Here is a 17,203-nt window from a genome sequence, read left to right on the forward strand (position 1 = left end):
GCGGCGGGGGCGACGCGAGTGGCCGATGCACAGACGCAGATCCACGTGAAGGTGCTGGGCCCGGTCCGGCTCGAAGTCGACGGTGTCGCGGTCCGGTTGACGCCGCTGACCACCCGGCTGCTGGTCCGCCTGGTGGCCGCCGAGGGCGAGGCCGTTCCGGTACGGCAACTGCGGCGGGACGTCTGGGGGCTGGCCGACGAGCCGCGCCACCTGGCCCAGCGCAACCGCAACGAGGTGCAGAAACGCGTGCTGGAGCTGCGGCGCGCGCTCGACCCCCGGCAGGACGGCACCGGCGCGCGCGTCCTGCGCACCGAGCAGCAGGTCGCCGTGCACGGCACGGAGTCGGCCTACCGCCTGGTGCTGCGGCCCGGGGAGCTGGACAGCGCGCGGTTCACCGACGTCGTCCGCGGCGCCCTGCTCGACCCGCCCGCCACCGCCGCGCACCGGCTCGACGAGGCGCTGTCCCTGCTCCACGGGCGCCCGCTGGCCGAGGTCAACGGCGAGGAGTTCGCGGCGCCCTTCATCCGCCGGCTCATCGCGCTGCGGGACGCCGCGCGCCGTGAACTCGTGCGCGTCCAGGCCGACCTGGGGCATCCCGAACTCGCCCTGCCGGTCGCCGAGTCGATCGTCCGCGACCATCCCGACGACGCCGAGGCCGCGCACACGCTGGACGCCCTGCGGGCCACGCTGCGTGCCCGGCACGGGGCCGAACTCATGCGCCACCGGGTGCCGTTGCCGGGGCAGCGGGCCGATGTCGTCCTGGTCCGGGGGGACTTGTTCGAGCAGACCGACTCCAACCTGGTGGTCGGGTTCACGGACACCTTCGACACCGAGTCCGACCAGTCGATCGTCATCAGCGGCGAGAGTGTGCAGAGCCAGCTCGTGGACCGGCTGTTCGCCGGGGAACGCCGGCTGCTGGACGAGAAGCTCAGGTCCGGGCTGCGGACGGTGCAGGCCGTCTCGACCGAGAGTGTGCGGGCCAAACCCCGTGGGCGGCGCGTGCGTTATCCCGTGGGCACCACCGTCGTCGTCCCCGTGGACGGCGGACGCCGGGTGTTCGCGACCGCGTACTCGCGGCTCGGCAACGACCTCGTCGCCCGCTCCGGGCACGACGACCTCCGCATCAGCCTGGAGAACCTGTGGGCGTCCGTCGCGGTGCACGGCCTGTTCAAACCGGTCGCCGTTCCGCTCATCGGCTCCGGGCTCGCCCGCGTCACCGACCTCGACCGGGGGCAGCTCGTCGCCCTGATCGTCGACTCGTTCATCGACGCCTGCCGCCGTCATCCCGCGCTTACGCCCGAACTGCGCATCGTGGTCCGCCCGGAGGACCTGGCGAGAACCGACCTCTCGCCGGTCGAGAGACGGTTCCAGGAACTGGTGCCGGATCTGGAGCGGGGCCCTGAGCGGGGCCCTGAGCGGGGCTTGGAGTGGGGCTCGGAGTGGGGCTTGGGCGGGCCGACTCCGGCCGGCTGAACGGGGGCTGGCCGGAGGGGGTCCGGCCGAGCGCGGCGTGGCTGAACGGGGTGTAGCCGATCGGGCGCCGTCGTATCCCCCGCGATGGCTCCAAGGTGAGGCCGGGCGGCGGTTGTCGGTTCCCGCCCCCCGGTCCGGTGGGTTCCTCCGCATCTCTCGGCTCCCCGTCCGCGGCGTCGTCCCACCGGTCACGCGGTCCGCCACCGCCGCTCGGCCTCACCGGGCTCCACTGCACCGCGTACGCCGCTTCCGGGGGGACCCGCCGTCCGCTTCCGAACCGATTCCGACGGCGCCGGGGTTATCGGCCGCTCCTCCCGAACTCGCACCACACCACTTTCCCCGGGTGCCTCCTCTCCGCTCCCCACCTGTCCGCCAGCGCGGCGACCAGCAGCAGCCCCCGTCCCCCGTCCTCCCTCGGCACGGGGACGACCGGCAGCGTGCCGTCTCCGCTGTCGTGCACCTCGACCCGTACGCCGGTCTCGCCCTGCCGGCGCAGACGCACGAGGAAGAAGCGGCCCGGGGGGACGCCGTAGCGGATGGCGTTCGTGGTGAGTTCGCTGACGCACAGGAGGACGTCGTCCAGGGGGACCGGCGTGTTCCACGAGGTCAGGGTCGTGCGGGCGAAGTCGCGGGCGGCGGGGATCGATCGGCGGGCCCGGGGGTACAAGCGCTCGCGGGTGGTGGGGCGTTGGGTTTCCACGTTCATGTGACGAGGGTTACGGGGGGTGGTCATCATGAGGCAGTGGCCCGGCTGGTACATCGCGTTTGTACCAGCCCGCGTCAGTGAGAAACGCGGCGTGGATGGGGAGTTGGGCGGCATGGGAGCGAAGAGGCCCCGGCGTAATGCCACGGCACACAAGATGGTCGGCTCCGCGCTGGCTGCCCTCCGGCAGAAGGGTGGGTACACGCAGGAGAGGTTGGCGCAGGAGTTCGGTATCAGTCTGGGCAGCTTGACGTCGTACGAGCAAGGGAGACGGCCGCTGCCGTTGGATGTCGCGGAACAACTCGATGAGTTCCTCGATACGGGTGGGGTGTTGGGGCGGTTGGTGAGGCATCTGCCGGAGGTGGATCTGATCGCGTTGTGGGCGGACGAGTTTCTGACGGAGGAGATGAGGGCCATCCTGATCTCGTCGTACGAGGTCCAGGTGATTCCAGGGGCGCTTCAGACGGATCGGTACGCGGAGGCGGTGTTCCGGAGCCGTGTTCCCGCGTACACCGAGGAGAAGCTCGCCGAGTTGGTTGCGGAACGGGTCGAGCGCCGGTCCATCTTCCATCGCAAAGAGCCCCCGGTCTCGTGCTTCGTGATCTGGGAGCCTGCGCTGAGGGCGCCCATCGGTGGCACGGAGGTCTGGCTGGAGCAGTTGCGGTACCTGCGGGAGTGTTGCGATCTCCCCAACTTCGTTCTCCAGGCTCTGCCGTTGAACAGGACCACTCACGCGGGTCTGCAAGGCGGGTTCGTCCTGCTGGAGACGCCCGACCACGACCACCTTGCTTACACGGAGGGACAGAAGGGGAACCAACTGATTTCCGACCCAGAAGCCATTGCGTCGCTCACTCACAAGTATGGGATGCTGCGTTCTCAGGCCCTCAACCCCGACGAGACGAGGGCGCTGCTGGACCAGATCCTGGGAGAGCAAAGGCGATGAGCAGCACGGCACTTCGGTGGGTCAAGTCCAGCTACAGCGGTGACGAGGGCGCCAACTGCGTTGAGGTTGCTTGCAACTGGGTCAAGTCGAGCTACAGCAACCCTGACGGTGCCGCCTGCGTCGAAGTCGCCGCCCACACCACCGCGATCCACATCCGCGACTCCAAGACCCCCGAAGCGCCGTACCTCACCATCGCCCCCACCACCTGGACCACGTTCCTCCACAGCACCGCCAGCTGACGGCAGTTCACGCCGTGAGGTCCAGGAAGTCCGCGACCGATCGGGCCTTGCGGTGGGCCGTGAGCTGTTCACGCAACTCCACCAGCGTGCTGGTGCCCCGGGCCGAGTCCGCTCCGCCGAGTTGCTCGATGGCCTGCCGGGCGACCTCGACGGCCGCGTCCACATCGCCGAGCGTGAGGTAGATGCCCGCGCCGCGCGCTTCCGTGCCAGTGTCGTAGGGCGGTGTCGAAGTGCTCCAGCGCGCGGGCCGGTTCGCTCAAGGTCAGCGCACATGACGCCGCGACTTCGTGGCATTCCCCGTGGGAGAACCAGTACATCGAGGGCAGGTCGTGTACGGCGGGCCCGGCCCGGTCGTAGGCGGTGAACGCCGCGTCGATCGCGCGGTACGCGGCCTTGGCGAGTTGGGCGGTGAACTCGGGCTCGGTGCCCTTCGTCCACCGCGTGAGCTTCTCCTTGCGGTGGACCATCTGCCCGTATCCCAGCGTCCGGTGCCGGTCCGCGACCCGCTTGAGGTACGCGGCTGCGGTAGTCGGCAGGGGCGTCGAAACTCAAGACGTCAGCAGGCGTCGTACTTCCAGGCCGTGCCCTCCAGCGCCCACGGCTGCATCGTCTGATCGAACTTCGGCAGGCCCACGCCGTAGCTGACCCGCGCCAGCTTCCCGGACAGCTCTTCGATCACCATCTCTGTCACGATCTGGGGCCCGTAGTCGGCGGCGGCCTGCTCGACTACGGCCTTGTACTGCTCGGCGGAGACCTTGGTCTTGCAGCGCGTCGACAGGGTGTCGTAACCGACCTCGGCGTCGCCCTTGAAGTACGCCTCGGTGTAGTCCTGAACGGTCTGCCGGAGGTTGCTCTCCTGCGCTGGGTCGACGAGGGGCGTCGGCTCGCTGCTGGGCGCGCTGCTCGGGGTGGCGGCCGGCGGCGTGCTGGGTGCGGCGGCCTTGTCGTCGTTGGACGAGGAGCAGGCGGCGAGCGCGAGGAGCGCGGTGGTTGTGGTGATGGTGGCGCGGATGCGCATCATGTCCCCCCTTGGACAGCGTGTAGGGGGATGGTGCCATAGGGGACAGACAACAGGGCTTCGCCTGGGGGGCCTCGGCGAGGGGCTGGCCTCAGTGTGCTGCCGCACTGGCGCGGGCGGGAACAGGGTGGGCCGTGCGGCAGGCAACGATGGGCAACCCTCGGCAACCTCAACAGGCGTTCCCTGCCCTGTACTTCAGCGCTGTGCTGGGAGCCGAGTCGGACACCCCGGACACCCTGCGAGTCCCGATGATCCGCTGGAGGCGGTGTCTTCGGGTGGCGTCCTCGCTGCGGACGCGGGTCGGGACACCGTGGTACGGCCGAGCAGGGCGAAGGCCGTGGCGGATACGGTGAAGGTGGCGGCGTCCAGCAGGAACAGCCTCTCGGCGGGCATGAAGCCCAGCAGCACAGGGGTCGACCCGGGGCCGAGGAACCAAGGAACCGTTGCCCCCGACGCCCCTGGAGGAAGCCGTGGCCTCCGGACTTCCCGTGTGGAGGATCCCGACCACGCCCAGCGGCTGGGAAGCGGACGACCTCGATCATCTTCCGCAGGCTCCGTGTCATACCGAACTCCTCGACGGGGTCCTGGTTTTCAGGTCGGCGCCTCAGAGGTACGGGCACACCCTCCTGGTGGAGGGCATCATCGTCGCGCTGAGGCAGGCCGCCCCCGAGGGAGTCCACGCCGCCCGGGAGATGACCGTACGGCTCGACAAGTGGGCCGACGGTGCACACGTATGAGGTGGACGCGCTGACCAGCACGTACGTACCCACCGGGACCGTCTCCGGGCCGCTGTCCCTTACCCGCTCGACATCGACCTCAAGAGCCTGGTGTCCTGAGCCGCGAAGGGGCGGAACATCGCCCGGAGGGTTTCGGCGGTCGGGGTCCAGGGGGTGCCGGGGTGGTGGGTGCGGGTGAAGTGCTGGGGGTTGTTGAGGAAGGGGGTGTAGACGCCCAAGGAGAGGCGGAGGAGGGGGTCGGCGGCTTGGGCGGTGGTGTAAGTGGGGGGTGGGGCGCCGCAGTTGGTGAGGAGGGCGGTGAGGAGGGCTCCTGTTGAGGGAGGGGTGGGGTTCGTGAGGTGGTGGATGCCTGTGGTGGCCTGGGTGCTCAGGGCGTGGGCCTCCCCCACCACGTGGTCGATCGGGATGATGTTGAAGGGCTCGTGGGGGAGGGCCTGGATGCGGGGGGAGGTTGTCGGGGGGATCGCTCTGTAGTGGGCTGCCAGGAGTTGCTGGATCTTGTAGGCGCCGCTGGGGGTGCCGGGGTAGGCCAGGGTGGCGCTGTGGCCGACCACCACTGAGGGGCGCAGGATGCGTACGGGGATGTCGGCGGCCTCCAGGAGGATGCGTTCGGCGGCGATCTTGCTCAGCTCGTAGGGGGTGCGGGCTGTTGCCGGGTCGGCCGGGGTTTCCGCGATGTCCCCCGTCGCCGTGCCCGCCACGTACGCCGTGCTCAGGTAGTTGAAGCCCTCGGCGTTCACCGCACGGGCCAACTCCAGCATGCGGCGGGTGCCTTGGACGTTCGTGCGGAAGGTGCTGCGCCAGGTGGAGGCGCGGAAGTGGAGGACGGCGGCGGAGTGCCAGAACTCCGTGTGAAGGGGGAGGCGGAGGGGGGTGGTGAGGTCGCCTTCCACTGTTCGGGTGCGTCTCAGGGCTTCGGCCAGGCCCCCCGGTCTCACCCCGTACGCCGATGCCGACCGTCTCAGCGTCTCGTGGAGGCGGGAACCCGGCGCGCGGACCAGGCAGACGAACTCGTCGTCCGTGTGCTGTGCCAGGTGGAGAAGGAGAGCCGCGCCGATCAGGCCGGTCGAGCCGGTGAGGAAGTGGGTCTTGGGCATCAGGTGTTCCAAGTGCGCAGGAGCAGAGCCGTGTTGTGGCCGCCGAAGCCGAAGGAGTGGCTGAGGGCGACCGAAGGGGTGGAGGTGCGTGCAGACACGACGAGGTCGAGGTCCGATGCCTCCGGCGAAGGTGTCGACAGGCCCGCTGTGGGCGGGAGTTGGCCGTACGACAACGTCAGTGCCGTCAGTGCCGCCTCCACCGCGCCCGCCGCGCCCAGGAGATGGCCCAGGGAGCCCTTCGCGGAGGTCACGGAGGGCCCGTGGGGAAAGAGGCGGGCGATCAGCGAGGCTTCCGCCTTGTCGTTCAACTGGGTAGCGGTGCCATGCGCGTTGATGTGGTCCACCTCGGCGGCGGCGACTCCGCCCTCCGCCAGCGCCCCCTGGACGGCGAGGGTCGCCCCCCTCCCGGTCGGGTCCGGCGCCACGGCGTGATGCGCGTCGCCGGTGGCGGCGTACCCGGCGAGCAACGCGTACGCCCCTCTCCCCCGGGCCCGCGCGTCAACTGCCCGTTCCAGTACGAGAATCCCGGCCCCCTCCCCCATCACGAACCCGTCCCGCCCGGTGTCGAAGGGCCGTGACTCACCGCGTCGCGACAACGCCCCCATGCTGTCGAACCCGGCGATCCACAGGGGGTGGACGGCCGCGTCGGTGCCCCCGGCGACCGCGATGTCGCAGACGCCGGCCCGCAGGAGGCCCCACGCCGTACCGATCGCCGTGGCCCCGGACGCGCAGGCCGTGGAGACGCCGGAGACGGGTCCGCGCGCGCCGATGCGCAGGGCGACCTGGGCGGCGGCCATGTTGGGGAGGTACATCGGGATGAGGTACGGGGAGAGCTGGGCGCCGGACAACAGGCGTTCGTGCTGGGCGAGTTGGGACTCGGTACCGCCGAAGGCCGTACCGACGACCACGGCGACCCGGTCACCGTCCCAGTCACCGGGGTCGAGTCCCGCGTCGGCGAGGGCCTCGTCGGCGGCGGCCAGAGCGAACCGCGTGTGCCGGTCGTACTGCCAACCCTGCTTCAGCGCGGGCGGGTCGGGGATCGTGCACGCGAACTCGGCGTTGAGGCCCTTGAGTTGGGGGACACGGACAGCGGTGGCCCGGCCCTCCAAGACCGTACGCCACGTCGTCCCACGGTCCGCGCCGCCCGGCGTCACCAGCCCGATGCCGGTGACCGCGATCTCCTGAGAGGCGTCAACTCCGTTCATCACGCGCCTTCTCCACCAGCGCGGCCGTCGCCGCGACCGTCAGTCCGGGGTCCGCCTCCGTGTCCGGCAGGGTGATCCGCCAGTGGTCGGAGAGGGAGACGAAGAGCTCGACGACGGCGAGGGAGTCGAGGTCGAGGTCGGTGAACGTGGCGTCGGGGGTGGGCGCGGAGACGTCGAACTTCGTGGCCAGGAGGTCGACGAGGTGGTCGTAGACGGGGGACACGGCGGGCTCGGTGGTCGTCATGGCGGGCTCCTTCTGTGGATCGGGCCAGGTCAGCGCGGCGGAACCCCAGGTCAGGCCGCCGCCGAACGCGGTGAGGAGGGTGCGGGTGCCGGGGCGTACGGCGCCTCGCGCGACGGTGTCCGCGAGGGCGAGCGGGATCGACGCGGCGGCCGTGTTGCCGACGTCGTGGATGTTGCCGTGGCGGTGGCCGGGGGCGATGCCGAGGCGGTCGGCGACGGCGTCCAGGATGCGCTGGTTGGCCTGGTGGCCGATGAAGGCGCCAACTGAGTCGGCGGGCCAGCCGAGTTGGGCGAGGGTGCGGTGCGCCGAGGCCGTCATGCGGCGTACGGCCTGGCCGTAGACCTCTCTGCCCTTCATGCGCAGGGTGTGCGCGGGGGTGCCGTCGAGGCGGGCCGGGTCGGGCCAGCGGGAGCCGCCCGCCTCGATCATCACGTGGTCCGCGCCGGTGCCGTCGCTGCCGAGGTCGGTGGCGAGGACCGCGCCCGGTTCGTCGCGGGTGCCGACGGTCAGGGCGACCGCGCCGGCGCCGTCGCCGAAGAGGATCGCCGTGTTGCGGTCGGCGGGGTCGACGATCGTCGAGTACGTCTCCGCGCCGATGACCAGCGCCGAGGTGACCGTGCCGGAGCGGATCCAGGCGTCGGCGGCGGCCAGCGCGTACACGAAGCCGGAGCAGACCGCCGCGAGGTCGAAGGCGGGGATCGTGCCGAGGCCCAGCCGGTGCGCGACCTCCGGGGCGGTGGCCGGGCAGGGGTGGTCCGGGGTGGTCGTCGCGAGGATGAGGAGCTGGGGACGCGTATCAGGGGGGAGGCCGGTCAGGGCCTGCCGGGCGGCGCCGGCCGCGAGGTCGCCCGTGCTCGTGCCGGGGGTGACCCTGCGTCTGGTCGCGATGCCCGTGCGGGTCCGGATCCAGTCGTCCGAGGTGTTCAGGCCGCCGGCCACCAAGTCGTCGTTCGTCACGGTGAGTTCGGGGAGGCAGGCGCCGACGCCTCGGATCACCGAGGCGGGGGTGGGGGACATGGGTGACTCGCTCTGTGAGGGGGAGGTCCGCCGGGTTCCAGGAAAGCGGTTGCGGACACCCGGAGTCATCACTCACACGGGGGGCGGTCGAGGCGCCAAGGGAGGTGCGGCGGGGTTCGCGGCGCGGATTCGTACACTGCCGCCATGGCATGCCGTATCAGCGAACTCGTCATCGACTGCGTCGACCCCGAGCGCCTCGCCGGCTTCTGGGGGGACGTCCTCGGGTACGTCGAGGTGGGGCGCGAGGACGACGGGAGCATCGAGATCGGGCCGCCCGGTACGGGGTTCGGCGGGCCGCTACCGACGCTGGTCCTCAGTCCGAGCGGTGATCCCCGGCCCGTGAAACTCCGCCTCCACCTCGACGTGAGTCCCACGGACCGGGATCAACAGGCCGAGCTGGAGCGGCTGTTGGCGCTCGGCGCCCGGCATGCCGAGATCGGGCAGACCGGGGCGGAGAGCTGGTATCCGCTGGTCGACCCCGAGGGGAACGAGTTCTGCCTCCTGCGCAGGCAACTCCCGCCGGTCTAGCGGGAGTTCATCAACACACCCTTACTCGCCGCCCGAGAACCACCAGTAGTCCGCCGTACGCGACGTCGCGATGATCGTCCCCGAATTCGGGATGTTGTAGAGCCAGTTACCGGTCTGGCGGTTCTTCGCGAGGATGTACTGACCCGAGGTCTGGTAGTCCCAGTTCTGGTAGTTGCCGCCGTTGCACTCCAGCCAGTACACGTTGCCGTTGGCGTTGCTGTCGAGGCACTGGTTCGTGTACGCCCGCTTGATCTGGGAGCCGACGCGGTCCCAGAGCTGGGAGCGGTCGCCGAAGCGGCAGGTCTGTCCCGACACCGAGCCGTCGGACGCCGAGGTGATGCAGTAACCCGTCGTGGAGCTGCGGATCCACGTGTTGTTCGAGGCGCTCGCGGTGGGCGCGAAGAGGGCCGCGCCCGCGAGGGACAGGGCGATCGTCGCGCCGGCGACCAGGGAAGTCCGCTGGAGTCTCATGGAAGATCATCGTGCCGGAGGCGGACGCGGGGGAGGCTCCGGAGGAGCGTCCGGCGCTTAAGTACAGGGAAACCGGACACAAACCCCTCTCACGCCGGTACGCCCCGGCCGTGCAGCACCCGGAAGTCCCCCGGCACCACCCCCGTCATCCGCGCGAAGAACTTGCTGAAGTTCGTCGTCTCGCCGAAGCCCAGGGCGCGGGCGATGGTGGAGACCGGCTGTTCCGTGTGGGCGAGGAGGCGTTGCGCCTGGAGGGCGATGCGGTCGTCGATGACCTGCTTCGCCGTGCGGCCGGTCGCGGACTGGCAGGCGCGGGTGAGGGTGCGGACGGTGTAGCCGAGGCGGGCCGCGTACTGGTCGACTCGGTGATCGGTCGTGTACGACGCTTCGAGGGCCGAGCAGAAGCTCGCGTACGTGTCGTTGCAGTCGCGGGATTCCGACGGGCGCCGGGGCAGGCGGTCCAGGTCGAGGAGGACGGCTGTCAGGAGGTGCCGGAGGATCTCGCGGGACGGTTCCAGGCGGGCGTACTCCCTGGTCAGGGCGGCGAGGGAGAGACCACCCGCCTTGAGGTCCCCCGCCTTGAGGTCGCCCGCCTCGTGGAAGACGTGCCGGTGCCAGGGCGCGAGCAGGCTCTCCGAGCCCGGGAAGGGCGGCGGGAACGCGGGCGCGAACCGCAGGTGCGTGCCCTTCAGCTCGCCGCGCGGGCCGAAGCGCTGGACCTGGCCGGGGCGGACCCACAGCAGGGTGCCGGGGACGCAGTCGTACGTCACGAAGTCGACCGTGTGCTCACCCCGGCCCTCCGTGATCAGCGTGACGGTGTGGAAGTCGACCCGGTTGAACCGTTCGAGGATCCCCTCGGGCACCCGCCCCCGCAGCTCCTCCAGCGGACCGATCTGGAACCCGGGGACGGGGCCCTCCGGCGCCATGCACTCGATGTCGTGGATGCGCGCTCGCTGCATGTCCGCTCCGGATCTCGGGCTGTCACTTGCGTACCTCGTCCCGCAATCCTCCCGACCCTAGCCTTTCGGACATAGGCGGCGCCCCACCCCTTCCCCCTCAGCAACGCGAACCAGCGAGGAACCCCCCATGTCCATCACCGTCACCGCGGCCACCGGCAACCTCGGCCGCCTCGTCGTCCACGCCCTCCTCGACCGGGGGGCCGAGCCCGGCGGGATCGTCGCCGCTGTCCGCGATCCGCGGAAGGCCGCCGATCTCGCCGCGCTCGGCGTCGAGGTGCGGGAGGCCGACTACGCCCGGCCCGAGACCCTCGTACGCGCCTTCGAGGGGGCCGAGCGGCTGCTGCTGATCTCCAGCAGTGCGGCGGGCGCGCGGATCGAGCAGCATCTGAACGTCGTCGAGGCGGCGGCCGGGGTGCGGCAGCTCGTCTACACCAGCGCCGCGTACGCCGACACCGTGCCGATCGCCATGAACGCCGAGCACGCGGCGACCGAGGAGGCGATCCGGGCGTCCGGGATCCCCTTCACGATCCTGCGCAACAACTGGTACCTGGAGAACACGACCGGCAACCTCGGTCGGGCCCTGGAGAACGGGGTGATCCTCGGGGCGTCCGGGGAGGGCCGCCTGTCGGCCGCGTCCCGGGCGGACTACGCGGAGGCCGCCGCCGTCGTCCTCACCTCCGAGTACTGCACGGGTACGACCTACGAGCTAGCCGGGGACCACCCCTTCACCATGGCCGAGCTGGCCGCCGAGGTGACCCGGCAGAGCGGGCGCGAGGTCGTCTACCGCAACCTCCCGCAGACCGAATACGCCGGTCTGCTCGCGAAGTTCGGGGTGCCGGAGGTGTTCGCGGCGATGCTCGCCGAGCGGGACGTGGCGATCTCGCGGGACGAGTTCCTCGTCGAGAGCGGCGACCTGTCGCGGCTCATCGGGCGGCCCACGACCACCGTCGCGGACGCCGTGTCCGCGGCTCTCCAGTAGGGGGGTACGACGATGACCACCGCCGACAACAAGGCCCTCGTCCTCCGGTTCTACGACGCGCTGTTCAACCAGGGTGACCTGGGCGTCGTGGACGAACTGGTCGGCCCGGAGTACGTCGACCACGCGCCGGCTGCCACCGGGAACGGCCCCGCCGCGCTGAAGGCCGCCGTCACCGGCATCCGCGCCGCGAACCCCGGCATGCGGGTCCGGGTCGTCCGCGCCCTCGCCGAACGGGATCTCGTGCTCCTGCACGTCGACGCCGGGGCCTTCGCGGTCGCCGGGATCTTCCGGGTCGAGGCCGGGAAGGTCGTCGAGCACTGGGAGGTGATGCAGGAGGTGCCCGCGGGGAGCGACATGTTCTCCCAGGCCGGGGCGGGGAGCGGGGAGGACGGCAAGCGGGTCGTCCTCGACTTCTTCGACGAGGTGGCGATCGACCGGGACCTCGGGGCGTTCGACCGGTACGTCGGTGAGCCGTACACCGAGCACAGTCCGCGGACCCCGGACGGGGCCGCCGCGTCCAAGGAGAAGTTCGCGGGGGCGTTCGCCGCGCACCCGGAGCTGAGCCTCACCCGGAAGCGGGTCGTCGCCGACGGGGATCTGGTGGCCGTCCACCACTACTTCCAGACGTACGCGGACGATCCGGGCGCCGTGTGCGTCGAGATCTTCCGGGTCGCGGGCGGGAAGATCGTCGAGCACTGGGACGTGGTGCAGCCGGTGCGGGAGAAGCCGGTGTTCTGAAAAGCGAGGGGCGGGCCCTGCGTCCAGGGCCCGCCCCTCATCTCCTCACCGGCGAGTCCGCTCCACCGGGATCCACAGCGCCGCGTCCGCCTCCGCGCCCCGCAGCTCCACGCGCAGGATCTCCGGGCCCGGCCTGCTCTCGTACGGGTTCGACGGGAACCACTGGGTGAACACGTCGCGCCACAGGTACTGGAGGGTCTGCGGGAACGGCCCCGAGCTCTCGAAGACCGCCCAGGTGCCCGCGGGGACCGCCAAGGTGTCCAGGTCCTCCGGGATCTCCGCCTCCGGGGGCGTCAACACCGCGTGGTAGTAGTCGAGTTCGGTGCCCTCCGCGCGGGTCGGGTCGAGCTGGTCGCTGATGCCGAGGAGGCCGGACGGCTCCTCGGCGGACAGGGCCTCTATGCGGGCGAGCGTCTCCTTGCCGAGGCCCCGGACGAACTCGGCGATCGCCGGGTTCGGACCCTCGTGCACGAGGGGGACCCGGGCCCTCCGCCCCACCACACGGAACTCCTTCTTCTCCACGATCCGGTATCGCATGCTGCTGCTCCCTTCGACGACGAGCCGGAAGGACAGCCGGGGCTGGGAGTTCAGGGCCGCGCCCGTACGCCGCGCCTCGCCCGGACCCACGCCGTGCATGGCGCGGAACGCCCGCGCGAACGACTCGCCCGAGCCGTAGCCGTACCGCGTCGCGATGTCCAGCAGGGTCTGCCTGTCCGCCAGGACCTCCGCGCCGGCCACCGTCAGCCGTCTGCGCCGGATGTACTCCGACAGCGGCAGGCCCGCGAGGGCCGGGAACAGGCGGCGGAGGTGGTACTCGGAGGTCGTGGCGATCCTCGCGAGGTCGGCGGCGTCGATGTCCTGGTCGAGGTGGGCCTCGATGTGGTCCATCGCCTGGTTGAGGCGCTCCAGCATGCCGGTGTCCTTCCGTTGACGAGCTCCACGTTAGGAAGGGGGCAGGGTGCCGGACCCGACAATCGGTGCCCGCTTCTGGGGGGTGTCCCAGTTGAGGATCAGGTACACGAGCGGCGCCGCCGTCAGCAGGATCAGCGGCGGGGTCAGCCACCACACGACGCCGGTCCACACCGCGAGGATCCCCACCACCCCCGCGACCGCGCCCACGCCGAGCGCGAGGCGGCGGGTCGGGAAACGCGGGTGCCTGCGGGGGCGTACGAGGTGGTCGGCGCCGCGTACGAGGAGGAGACCGGCGAGGAGGGAGGCGTACGTGCCCAGCGCCGCCTGCGGCTGGGGCTCGTCACGGGGCTCGTCCGACGTGTGCTGGCGGACCTCGCCCCGTGCGACCGCCACGAGGTCGCCGCGCCAGGTCGTCCCCGTGATCTCGTCGCCCTTTCCCAGGTCCCTCACGAGCGGGCCGGGGTCGCCGAAGTCCGTCCGGTACGACCAGAACGGCGCCTCGGTCATCGTCGCCGTCAGGTGCCGGGCGCCCTTGCCTCTCCGCTCGATGCCGTCGACGCGCAGGGGGACCGTACGCAGGCAGTCGTTCTCCGCCCGGAGGGGGCCCGCGCAGGTGCTCGCCGCCCGGTAATCGTCGTACCGCTCCGCCGAGGCCGGCATCCACAGGACGAACACGGCGTACCCCACGAACGCGGACAGCCCCCCGATCAGGACGAGGAGAGCCCCCCTCCCCCGGACGCGCCACGGCCTGTACTCCTTCTCGACCTTCCCCCAGGTCGTCCCGGCCACCGGCATGCGTTCCCCCTCTCCTCGTCCTGGGTTCATCCTCGGGGGCGGTGGGGCGTGGGGGGAGGTGGGGGTTCGGCAGTGTGCGGGGGTGGCGGGTTGCCGGGGTCCGGCAGCGCTACAGCGCGGTCGAGGCGATGACGGCCGTCAGCGCGGCGATCGTGGTGCGGATCGTGTCGCCGAGTTCGGCGGACCGGTCCTGGCTCTCGGTGAGCGCGGGGCTCTGCGGCAGGACGGCCCAAAGACCCGCGTGGTGGAGGACGGCGAGCAGGACGGTGTCTTCTTCGCGTACGGCGGTCAGCCGGGCGCGCAGCGCGGTGAGCTGGGGCGGGTCGATGACCGGGTGCTTCGCCGAGCCGAACGCGCCGAGTACGCGGCGGCCTTGCTCCCGCACGATCCGCTTCTCCAGGAGGCCCTGGTACGCCGCGTCGAGCGCCGCTTCCCGCGTGGCGAGCAGCTGTTCCCGGGTCGGCGGGCGCTGCTCGTCCAGGGCGGCAGCCGCCGAGCAGGCGAGGGACACCCTGAGCGGGGCCTCCCGCAGCTCGCCGCTCTCCTCGTCGAGCGCGAGCAGCACGATCTGCTCGCCGACGGTCAGATCTGCGGTCATGGAATCCCCCGATTCAGAACTGCCCGACACTTGGTGCAGGCTACGCGCGTCACTTCACCACGATCAACGAAAGCCAGGTGTGAGCCACCATGATCGGACTCTTCTGGATCGAGGAGACCCGCGTCTGCCTCGGCGCACCCCCCGCCGACGGCTGCACCGGCGTCTTCCTCTCCCCCACGGAACTGTCCATCACCGGCCCCGAGCCCCGCGTCCTGCCCTGGACGGACGTCACCGACCTCCAGGTCCTCGACATCCCCGTCCGCTCCACGCCGGCCCGCTGGGCGATCCGCGCGGCGACGGTCGCGGCGGCTGCCCTCGACGTCTGGCAGCCGAGCGATCCCCCGGCGTTGACGGTGGTGGTGTACGTCGGCGCCGACCGCATCGAGGCGTCGGTGCCGTCGGCGGCGGCAACGGCGTACACCCAACGCGAGGTCGACCTCTCCCTCGCGCTCCTCTCCCACTTCGTCCGCGGCACGGCGTCGCCCGCGACCCTCACCGGCTGGTGGACGGAGAACCGCCCGACGGAAACCCTGCACTCCCGGGAACGGGAAGCGGTGTTGGAGGGGTGGGTGGGGCCGCTGCTGGGTCAGTCGTAGGGGTTGAGCGCCTGGATGCTGGTGAAGCGGTACTCCGCCTCCCGCAGCGACAGGACGGTGGCTGACTGCCCCGACGTCGCCAACTGCCAGGCCACCGCCGCCGCGTGGGCCACACTGTGCTCGGCACGTGGCCAGGACACCGCGTCCAGGGCGTGAGCCGTGGTGAAGGGAACGCCCTCCGTGTACCGCAGGCCGGTGGCGTACGCGCCGCAGCCGGGTTTGAGTTGGTCGGCGGCCAGGACGCACAGCGAGGGCACGAGGATCTGTCCACGCTGGTGGCTGGCCTCCACGTACAGCCCCGTGAAGAACGCGTCACCTTCGTAGAGGGCGACGAGGCAGGTGTGGTCCAGAACGACGGTCTCGACGGAGTCGCTCACGCGGCGTGCTCACCTCGGGCCGCCCGGTGCGCCCGGATCTTCGCCCAGGCGTCGGTTCCCTGGGCCTTCACCTCGGGGGTGTACTCCACGCCGAGTTCCTGGGCGGCGTCCCGAGCGCGCTGCTCCCGCTCCTCCTCGGTCAGCTCCCGGAACGCGAGCTGCTCCAGGAGGCCGTCCATGGTGGTGCCGTGCTCGGCCGCGAGCACCCGCAGCCGGGCGGCGACCGCTTCCTTGGTCTTGATGCTCGTCCACTTCTGATCAGCCATGGCGGCGATTCTACCGACGGTAGAAATGGCTCGCTTGCGGATTCAGGGCACGAGGCTCGTGAGGTCGAGGTCCAGGGGGAAGGGGACGGAGGTCTTGAGGCGGTCGCGGTGGATGCCGGTGGCGACGTATGCGCTGGTCAGGGTGTCGAGTTCGTACGTGTGCACCGTGGGCGCACCTTCCTCGTCCTCGATGCGCCAGAAGTGGGGGATCCTGGCCTGGGCGTACTTGGTGGGTTTGAGGTAGCGGTCACGGTGCACCGACTCCTCGGAGACGACCTCGATAACCAGGACGACGTCTTCGGCCGCATACCAGGTGCGGTCGGGGCCGTAGGGGGCGGTGGTGACCAGGACGTCCGGCTCGGGACGGTTCTTCTTGTTGAGACGGACAGTCATCTCCCGCGCGGCCTGGAACCCCTCGGGGGCCGCCTGACGCAGAGCGAAGGTCAGGTTGTCCACGACCATGCCGTGCCAGAACCGCTGCGGCGACATCATGAAGATCAGTGCTCCGTCGATGAGTTCGGTGTGGCGCGGCGCCTGGGGAAGATGATCGAGGTCGTCCGCTTCCCAACCGCTCGGCCGGGGTGGATACATCCACTCGGGGAGTTCGGCGGTCACAGCTTCCTCCATGTGCGTCGAAGGGCGGTGCGGGCTCGGTCGTACGGCTGATGTCAGCGTAGTAGAGGCAACCGTGCGCCTCAGCGGAGCGCCGTGTGGACGTGGTGTCGGAGGGTGGGGTCGGGGAGGTCGCCCACGGGGCGCCAGGTGAAGCCGTTGACTTCCTCCGCCTGCAAGGTGACGGCACGCTCTCCCGTCAGCCGGAACAGGTGGCGGAAGTCGAAGTGCTGGTGCGCGGGTTCGTTCTTGGTGGTGTTCGCCGGGATGGGGTGCACGTCGATGTGGACCGGCAGGGGCAGGAGCGGGGTGATGCCGCCGGAGATGCCGGTCTCCTCGGCGAGTTCGCGCAGGGCGGCGTCCAGGAGGGTGGCGTCCTCGGGCTCCAGGTGGCCGCCGGGGGTGAGCCAGATGTCGAGGGCGTTGTGGTGGATGAGCAGGACGTGCATGTCGTCGCCGACGAGTAAGGCCCCTGCGGTGGCGTGTCCGCGAAACTCCTTGCGGCTGGCCAACTCGGCGTGGGTGTCGAGGAGTTCGATGGCCGGGGCGAGGAAGTTCTTTTCGGTGGGGTGGGCGTCCATGTACGCGGTGAGGGTGTCGCGGATGTGGTCAGGGGTGATGGCCACGGGCTGCTCCTCGGAGGAAGGGGCTTCATACATACCGGGTTTCCGGGCTCCCCCGGCGCCCGGTGGCACG

The 17,203-nt window shown here is 70.8% G+C and carries 23 protein-coding genes; 8 read left to right on the forward strand and 15 right to left on the reverse strand.

Annotation, left to right across the window (positions count from 1 at the left end; all coding sequences use genetic code 11):
* The first annotated feature begins 18 nt into the window (after positions 1-18).
* Positions 19-1,473, forward strand: a complete 1,455-nt coding sequence (locus ACLZOT_RS19305; RefSeq protein ID WP_416970197.1) for a macro domain-containing protein — start codon at positions 19-21, stop codon at positions 1,471-1,473.
* A gap of 298 nt (positions 1,474-1,771) precedes the next feature.
* Here ACLZOT_RS19305 and ACLZOT_RS19310 read toward each other — a convergent pair whose 3' ends face one another.
* Entirely contained in the window at positions 1,772-2,179 is a 408-nt protein-coding gene (locus ACLZOT_RS19310; RefSeq protein WP_416970198.1) for an ATP-binding protein, read from the reverse strand.
* 28 nt (positions 2,180-2,207) lie between these two features.
* Here ACLZOT_RS19310 and ACLZOT_RS19315 point away from each other — a divergent pair, with 28 nt between their 5' ends.
* Together ACLZOT_RS19315 and ACLZOT_RS19320 are read left to right on the forward strand one after the other, a co-directional pair.
* On the forward strand, positions 2,208-3,119 hold the full coding sequence (locus ACLZOT_RS19315) for a helix-turn-helix domain-containing protein (protein WP_416970199.1): 912 nt from the start codon (positions 2,208-2,210) through the stop codon (positions 3,117-3,119).
* Positions 3,116-3,358 carry a DUF397 domain-containing protein gene (locus tag ACLZOT_RS19320; protein ID WP_416970200.1) on the forward strand — a complete coding sequence of 81 codons (243 nt, stop codon included), beginning with the start codon at positions 3,116-3,118 and terminating at the stop codon, positions 3,356-3,358. The genes ACLZOT_RS19315 and ACLZOT_RS19320 overlap by 4 nt, the downstream gene beginning before the upstream one ends.
* A gap of 7 nt (positions 3,359-3,365) precedes the next feature.
* Here the strand turns inward: ACLZOT_RS19320 and ACLZOT_RS19325 are convergent, their stop codons facing one another.
* Positions 3,366-3,521, reverse strand: a complete 156-nt coding sequence (locus ACLZOT_RS19325; RefSeq protein ID WP_416970201.1) for a hypothetical protein — start codon at positions 3,519-3,521, stop codon at positions 3,366-3,368.
* A gap of 393 nt (positions 3,522-3,914) precedes the next feature.
* On the reverse strand, positions 3,915-4,379 hold the full coding sequence (locus ACLZOT_RS19330; protein ID WP_416970202.1) for a hypothetical protein: 465 nt from the start codon (positions 4,377-4,379) through the stop codon (positions 3,915-3,917).
* Positions 4,380-4,819: 440 nt separating this feature from the next.
* Here ACLZOT_RS19330 and ACLZOT_RS19335 point away from each other — a divergent pair, with 440 nt between their 5' ends.
* Entirely contained in the window at positions 4,820-5,113 is a 294-nt protein-coding gene (locus ACLZOT_RS19335) for a hypothetical protein (protein WP_416970203.1), read from the forward strand.
* Between the two features lie 59 nt (positions 5,114-5,172).
* Here ACLZOT_RS19335 and ACLZOT_RS19340 read toward each other — a convergent pair whose 3' ends face one another.
* The 3 genes from ACLZOT_RS19340 to ACLZOT_RS19350 are packed head-to-tail and all read right to left on the reverse strand — an operon-like array spanning position 5,173 to position 8,676.
* A complete protein-coding gene (locus ACLZOT_RS19340; protein WP_416970204.1) occupies positions 5,173-6,210 on the reverse strand; it encodes an SDR family oxidoreductase in 1,038 nt (345 codons plus the stop codon).
* Entirely contained in the window at positions 6,210-7,415 is a 1,206-nt protein-coding gene (locus tag ACLZOT_RS19345; RefSeq protein ID WP_416970205.1) for a beta-ketoacyl-[acyl-carrier-protein] synthase family protein, read from the reverse strand. Before ACLZOT_RS19345 ends, ACLZOT_RS19340 begins: the two co-directional genes overlap by 1 nt.
* Entirely contained in the window at positions 7,402-8,676 is a 1,275-nt protein-coding gene (locus ACLZOT_RS19350) for a beta-ketoacyl-ACP synthase 3 (RefSeq protein ID WP_416970206.1), read from the reverse strand. The genes ACLZOT_RS19345 and ACLZOT_RS19350 overlap by 14 nt, the downstream gene beginning before the upstream one ends.
* Before the next feature lie 144 nt (positions 8,677-8,820).
* Between ACLZOT_RS19350 and ACLZOT_RS19355 the strand changes: the two genes are divergently transcribed.
* The gene (locus ACLZOT_RS19355; protein ID WP_416970207.1) at positions 8,821-9,204 is read left to right on the forward strand and encodes a VOC family protein; all 384 of its coding nucleotides are present in this window, start codon (positions 8,821-8,823) and stop codon (positions 9,202-9,204) included.
* Positions 9,205-9,225: 21 nt separating this feature from the next.
* Here ACLZOT_RS19355 and ACLZOT_RS19360 read toward each other — a convergent pair whose 3' ends face one another.
* Together ACLZOT_RS19360 and ACLZOT_RS19365 are read right to left on the reverse strand one after the other, a co-directional pair.
* A complete protein-coding gene (locus tag ACLZOT_RS19360) occupies positions 9,226-9,675 on the reverse strand; it encodes an RICIN domain-containing protein (protein ID WP_416970208.1) in 450 nt (149 codons plus the stop codon).
* Positions 9,676-9,764: 89 nt separating this feature from the next.
* Positions 9,765-10,634, reverse strand: a complete 870-nt coding sequence (locus ACLZOT_RS19365) for an AraC family transcriptional regulator (RefSeq protein WP_416970209.1) — start codon at positions 10,632-10,634, stop codon at positions 9,765-9,767.
* A gap of 127 nt (positions 10,635-10,761) precedes the next feature.
* On the opposite strand from ACLZOT_RS19365, the gene ACLZOT_RS19370 reads away from it, so the two are divergent.
* Together ACLZOT_RS19370 and ACLZOT_RS19375 are read left to right on the forward strand one after the other, a co-directional pair.
* Positions 10,762-11,613, forward strand: a complete 852-nt coding sequence (locus tag ACLZOT_RS19370) for an SDR family oxidoreductase (RefSeq protein ID WP_416970210.1) — start codon at positions 10,762-10,764, stop codon at positions 11,611-11,613.
* A 12-nt stretch (positions 11,614-11,625) separates the two neighbouring features.
* The gene (locus ACLZOT_RS19375) at positions 11,626-12,351 is read left to right on the forward strand and encodes an ester cyclase (RefSeq protein ID WP_416970211.1); all 726 of its coding nucleotides are present in this window, start codon (positions 11,626-11,628) and stop codon (positions 12,349-12,351) included.
* A 45-nt stretch (positions 12,352-12,396) separates the two neighbouring features.
* On the opposite strand, the gene ACLZOT_RS19380 is transcribed toward ACLZOT_RS19375, so the two are convergent.
* The 3 genes from ACLZOT_RS19380 to ACLZOT_RS19390 form a co-directional block, all read right to left on the reverse strand.
* Positions 12,397-13,263: an AraC family transcriptional regulator gene (locus ACLZOT_RS19380; RefSeq protein WP_416970212.1), complete on the reverse strand. Its 867-nt coding sequence runs from the start codon at positions 13,261-13,263 to the stop codon at positions 12,397-12,399.
* A 30-nt stretch (positions 13,264-13,293) separates the two neighbouring features.
* Positions 13,294-14,058, reverse strand: a complete 765-nt coding sequence (locus ACLZOT_RS19385) for a hypothetical protein (protein ID WP_416970213.1) — start codon at positions 14,056-14,058, stop codon at positions 13,294-13,296.
* A gap of 109 nt (positions 14,059-14,167) precedes the next feature.
* Positions 14,168-14,656, reverse strand: a complete 489-nt coding sequence (locus ACLZOT_RS19390) for a GPP34 family phosphoprotein (RefSeq protein ID WP_416970214.1) — start codon at positions 14,654-14,656, stop codon at positions 14,168-14,170.
* Positions 14,657-14,745: 89 nt separating this feature from the next.
* Between ACLZOT_RS19390 and ACLZOT_RS19395 the strand changes: the two genes are divergently transcribed.
* A complete protein-coding gene (locus tag ACLZOT_RS19395; protein WP_416970215.1) occupies positions 14,746-15,252 on the forward strand; it encodes a hypothetical protein in 507 nt (168 codons plus the stop codon).
* On the opposite strand, the gene ACLZOT_RS19400 is transcribed toward ACLZOT_RS19395, so the two are convergent.
* From ACLZOT_RS19400 to ACLZOT_RS19415, 4 genes are all read right to left on the reverse strand, one after another.
* Positions 15,243-15,629, reverse strand: coding sequence for a hypothetical protein (locus ACLZOT_RS19400; protein WP_416970216.1), 387 nt, complete (start codon positions 15,627-15,629; stop codon positions 15,243-15,245). The two genes, ACLZOT_RS19395 and ACLZOT_RS19400, sit on opposite strands and share 10 nt — an antisense overlap.
* Positions 15,626-15,895: a hypothetical protein gene (locus ACLZOT_RS19405; RefSeq protein ID WP_416970217.1), complete on the reverse strand. Its 270-nt coding sequence runs from the start codon at positions 15,893-15,895 to the stop codon at positions 15,626-15,628. Before ACLZOT_RS19405 ends, ACLZOT_RS19400 begins: the two co-directional genes overlap by 4 nt.
* A 42-nt stretch (positions 15,896-15,937) precedes the next feature.
* On the reverse strand, positions 15,938-16,522 hold the full coding sequence (locus ACLZOT_RS19410) for a Uma2 family endonuclease (RefSeq protein ID WP_416970218.1): 585 nt from the start codon (positions 16,520-16,522) through the stop codon (positions 15,938-15,940).
* 68 nt (positions 16,523-16,590) lie between these two features.
* Positions 16,591-17,133: an NUDIX hydrolase gene (locus ACLZOT_RS19415; RefSeq protein ID WP_416970219.1), complete on the reverse strand. Its 543-nt coding sequence runs from the start codon at positions 17,131-17,133 to the stop codon at positions 16,591-16,593.
* Between the last annotated feature and the right edge of the window lie 70 nt (positions 17,134-17,203).

It is taken from the genome of Streptomyces sp. 4F14, assembly GCF_048159485.1.
Classification (GTDB): Bacteria; Actinomycetota; Actinomycetes; order Streptomycetales; family Streptomycetaceae; genus Streptomyces.

Bases quoted from the DNA above. Each gene is read 5' to 3' on its own strand.
- ACLZOT_RS19330 (WP_416970202.1), bottom strand. From the start codon at position 4,379: ATGATGCGCATCCGCGCCACCATCACCACAACCACCGCGCTCCTCGCG.
- ACLZOT_RS19320 (WP_416970200.1), top strand. From the start codon at position 3,116: ATGAGCAGCACGGCACTTCGGTGGGTCAAGTCCAGCTACAGCGGTGAC.
- ACLZOT_RS19350 (WP_416970206.1), bottom strand. From the start codon at position 8,676: ATGTCCCCCACCCCCGCCTCGGTGATCCGAGGCGTCGGCGCCTGCCTC.
- ACLZOT_RS19370 (WP_416970210.1), top strand. From the start codon at position 10,762: ATGTCCATCACCGTCACCGCGGCCACCGGCAACCTCGGCCGCCTCGTC.
- ACLZOT_RS19410 (WP_416970218.1), bottom strand. From the start codon at position 16,522: ATGGAGGAAGCTGTGACCGCCGAACTCCCCGAGTGGATGTATCCACCC.
- ACLZOT_RS19385 (WP_416970213.1), bottom strand. From the start codon at position 14,058: ATGCCGGTGGCCGGGACGACCTGGGGGAAGGTCGAGAAGGAGTACAGG.
- ACLZOT_RS19380 (WP_416970212.1), bottom strand. From the start codon at position 13,263: ATGCTGGAGCGCCTCAACCAGGCGATGGACCACATCGAGGCCCACCTC.
- ACLZOT_RS19315 (WP_416970199.1), top strand. From the start codon at position 2,208: ATGAGGCAGTGGCCCGGCTGGTACATCGCGTTTGTACCAGCCCGCGTC.
- ACLZOT_RS19375 (WP_416970211.1), top strand. From the start codon at position 11,626: ATGACCACCGCCGACAACAAGGCCCTCGTCCTCCGGTTCTACGACGCG.
- ACLZOT_RS19390 (WP_416970214.1), bottom strand. From the start codon at position 14,656: ATGACCGCAGATCTGACCGTCGGCGAGCAGATCGTGCTGCTCGCGCTC.
- ACLZOT_RS19340 (WP_416970204.1), bottom strand. From the start codon at position 6,210: ATGCCCAAGACCCACTTCCTCACCGGCTCGACCGGCCTGATCGGCGCG.
- ACLZOT_RS19360 (WP_416970208.1), bottom strand. From the start codon at position 9,675: ATGAGACTCCAGCGGACTTCCCTGGTCGCCGGCGCGACGATCGCCCTG.
- ACLZOT_RS19365 (WP_416970209.1), bottom strand. From the start codon at position 10,634: ATGCAGCGAGCGCGCATCCACGACATCGAGTGCATGGCGCCGGAGGGC.
- ACLZOT_RS19405 (WP_416970217.1), bottom strand. From the start codon at position 15,895: ATGGCTGATCAGAAGTGGACGAGCATCAAGACCAAGGAAGCGGTCGCC.
- ACLZOT_RS19395 (WP_416970215.1), top strand. From the start codon at position 14,746: ATGATCGGACTCTTCTGGATCGAGGAGACCCGCGTCTGCCTCGGCGCA.
- ACLZOT_RS19310 (WP_416970198.1), bottom strand. From the start codon at position 2,179: ATGAACGTGGAAACCCAACGCCCCACCACCCGCGAGCGCTTGTACCCC.
- ACLZOT_RS19355 (WP_416970207.1), top strand. From the start codon at position 8,821: ATGGCATGCCGTATCAGCGAACTCGTCATCGACTGCGTCGACCCCGAG.
- ACLZOT_RS19345 (WP_416970205.1), bottom strand. From the start codon at position 7,415: ATGAACGGAGTTGACGCCTCTCAGGAGATCGCGGTCACCGGCATCGGG.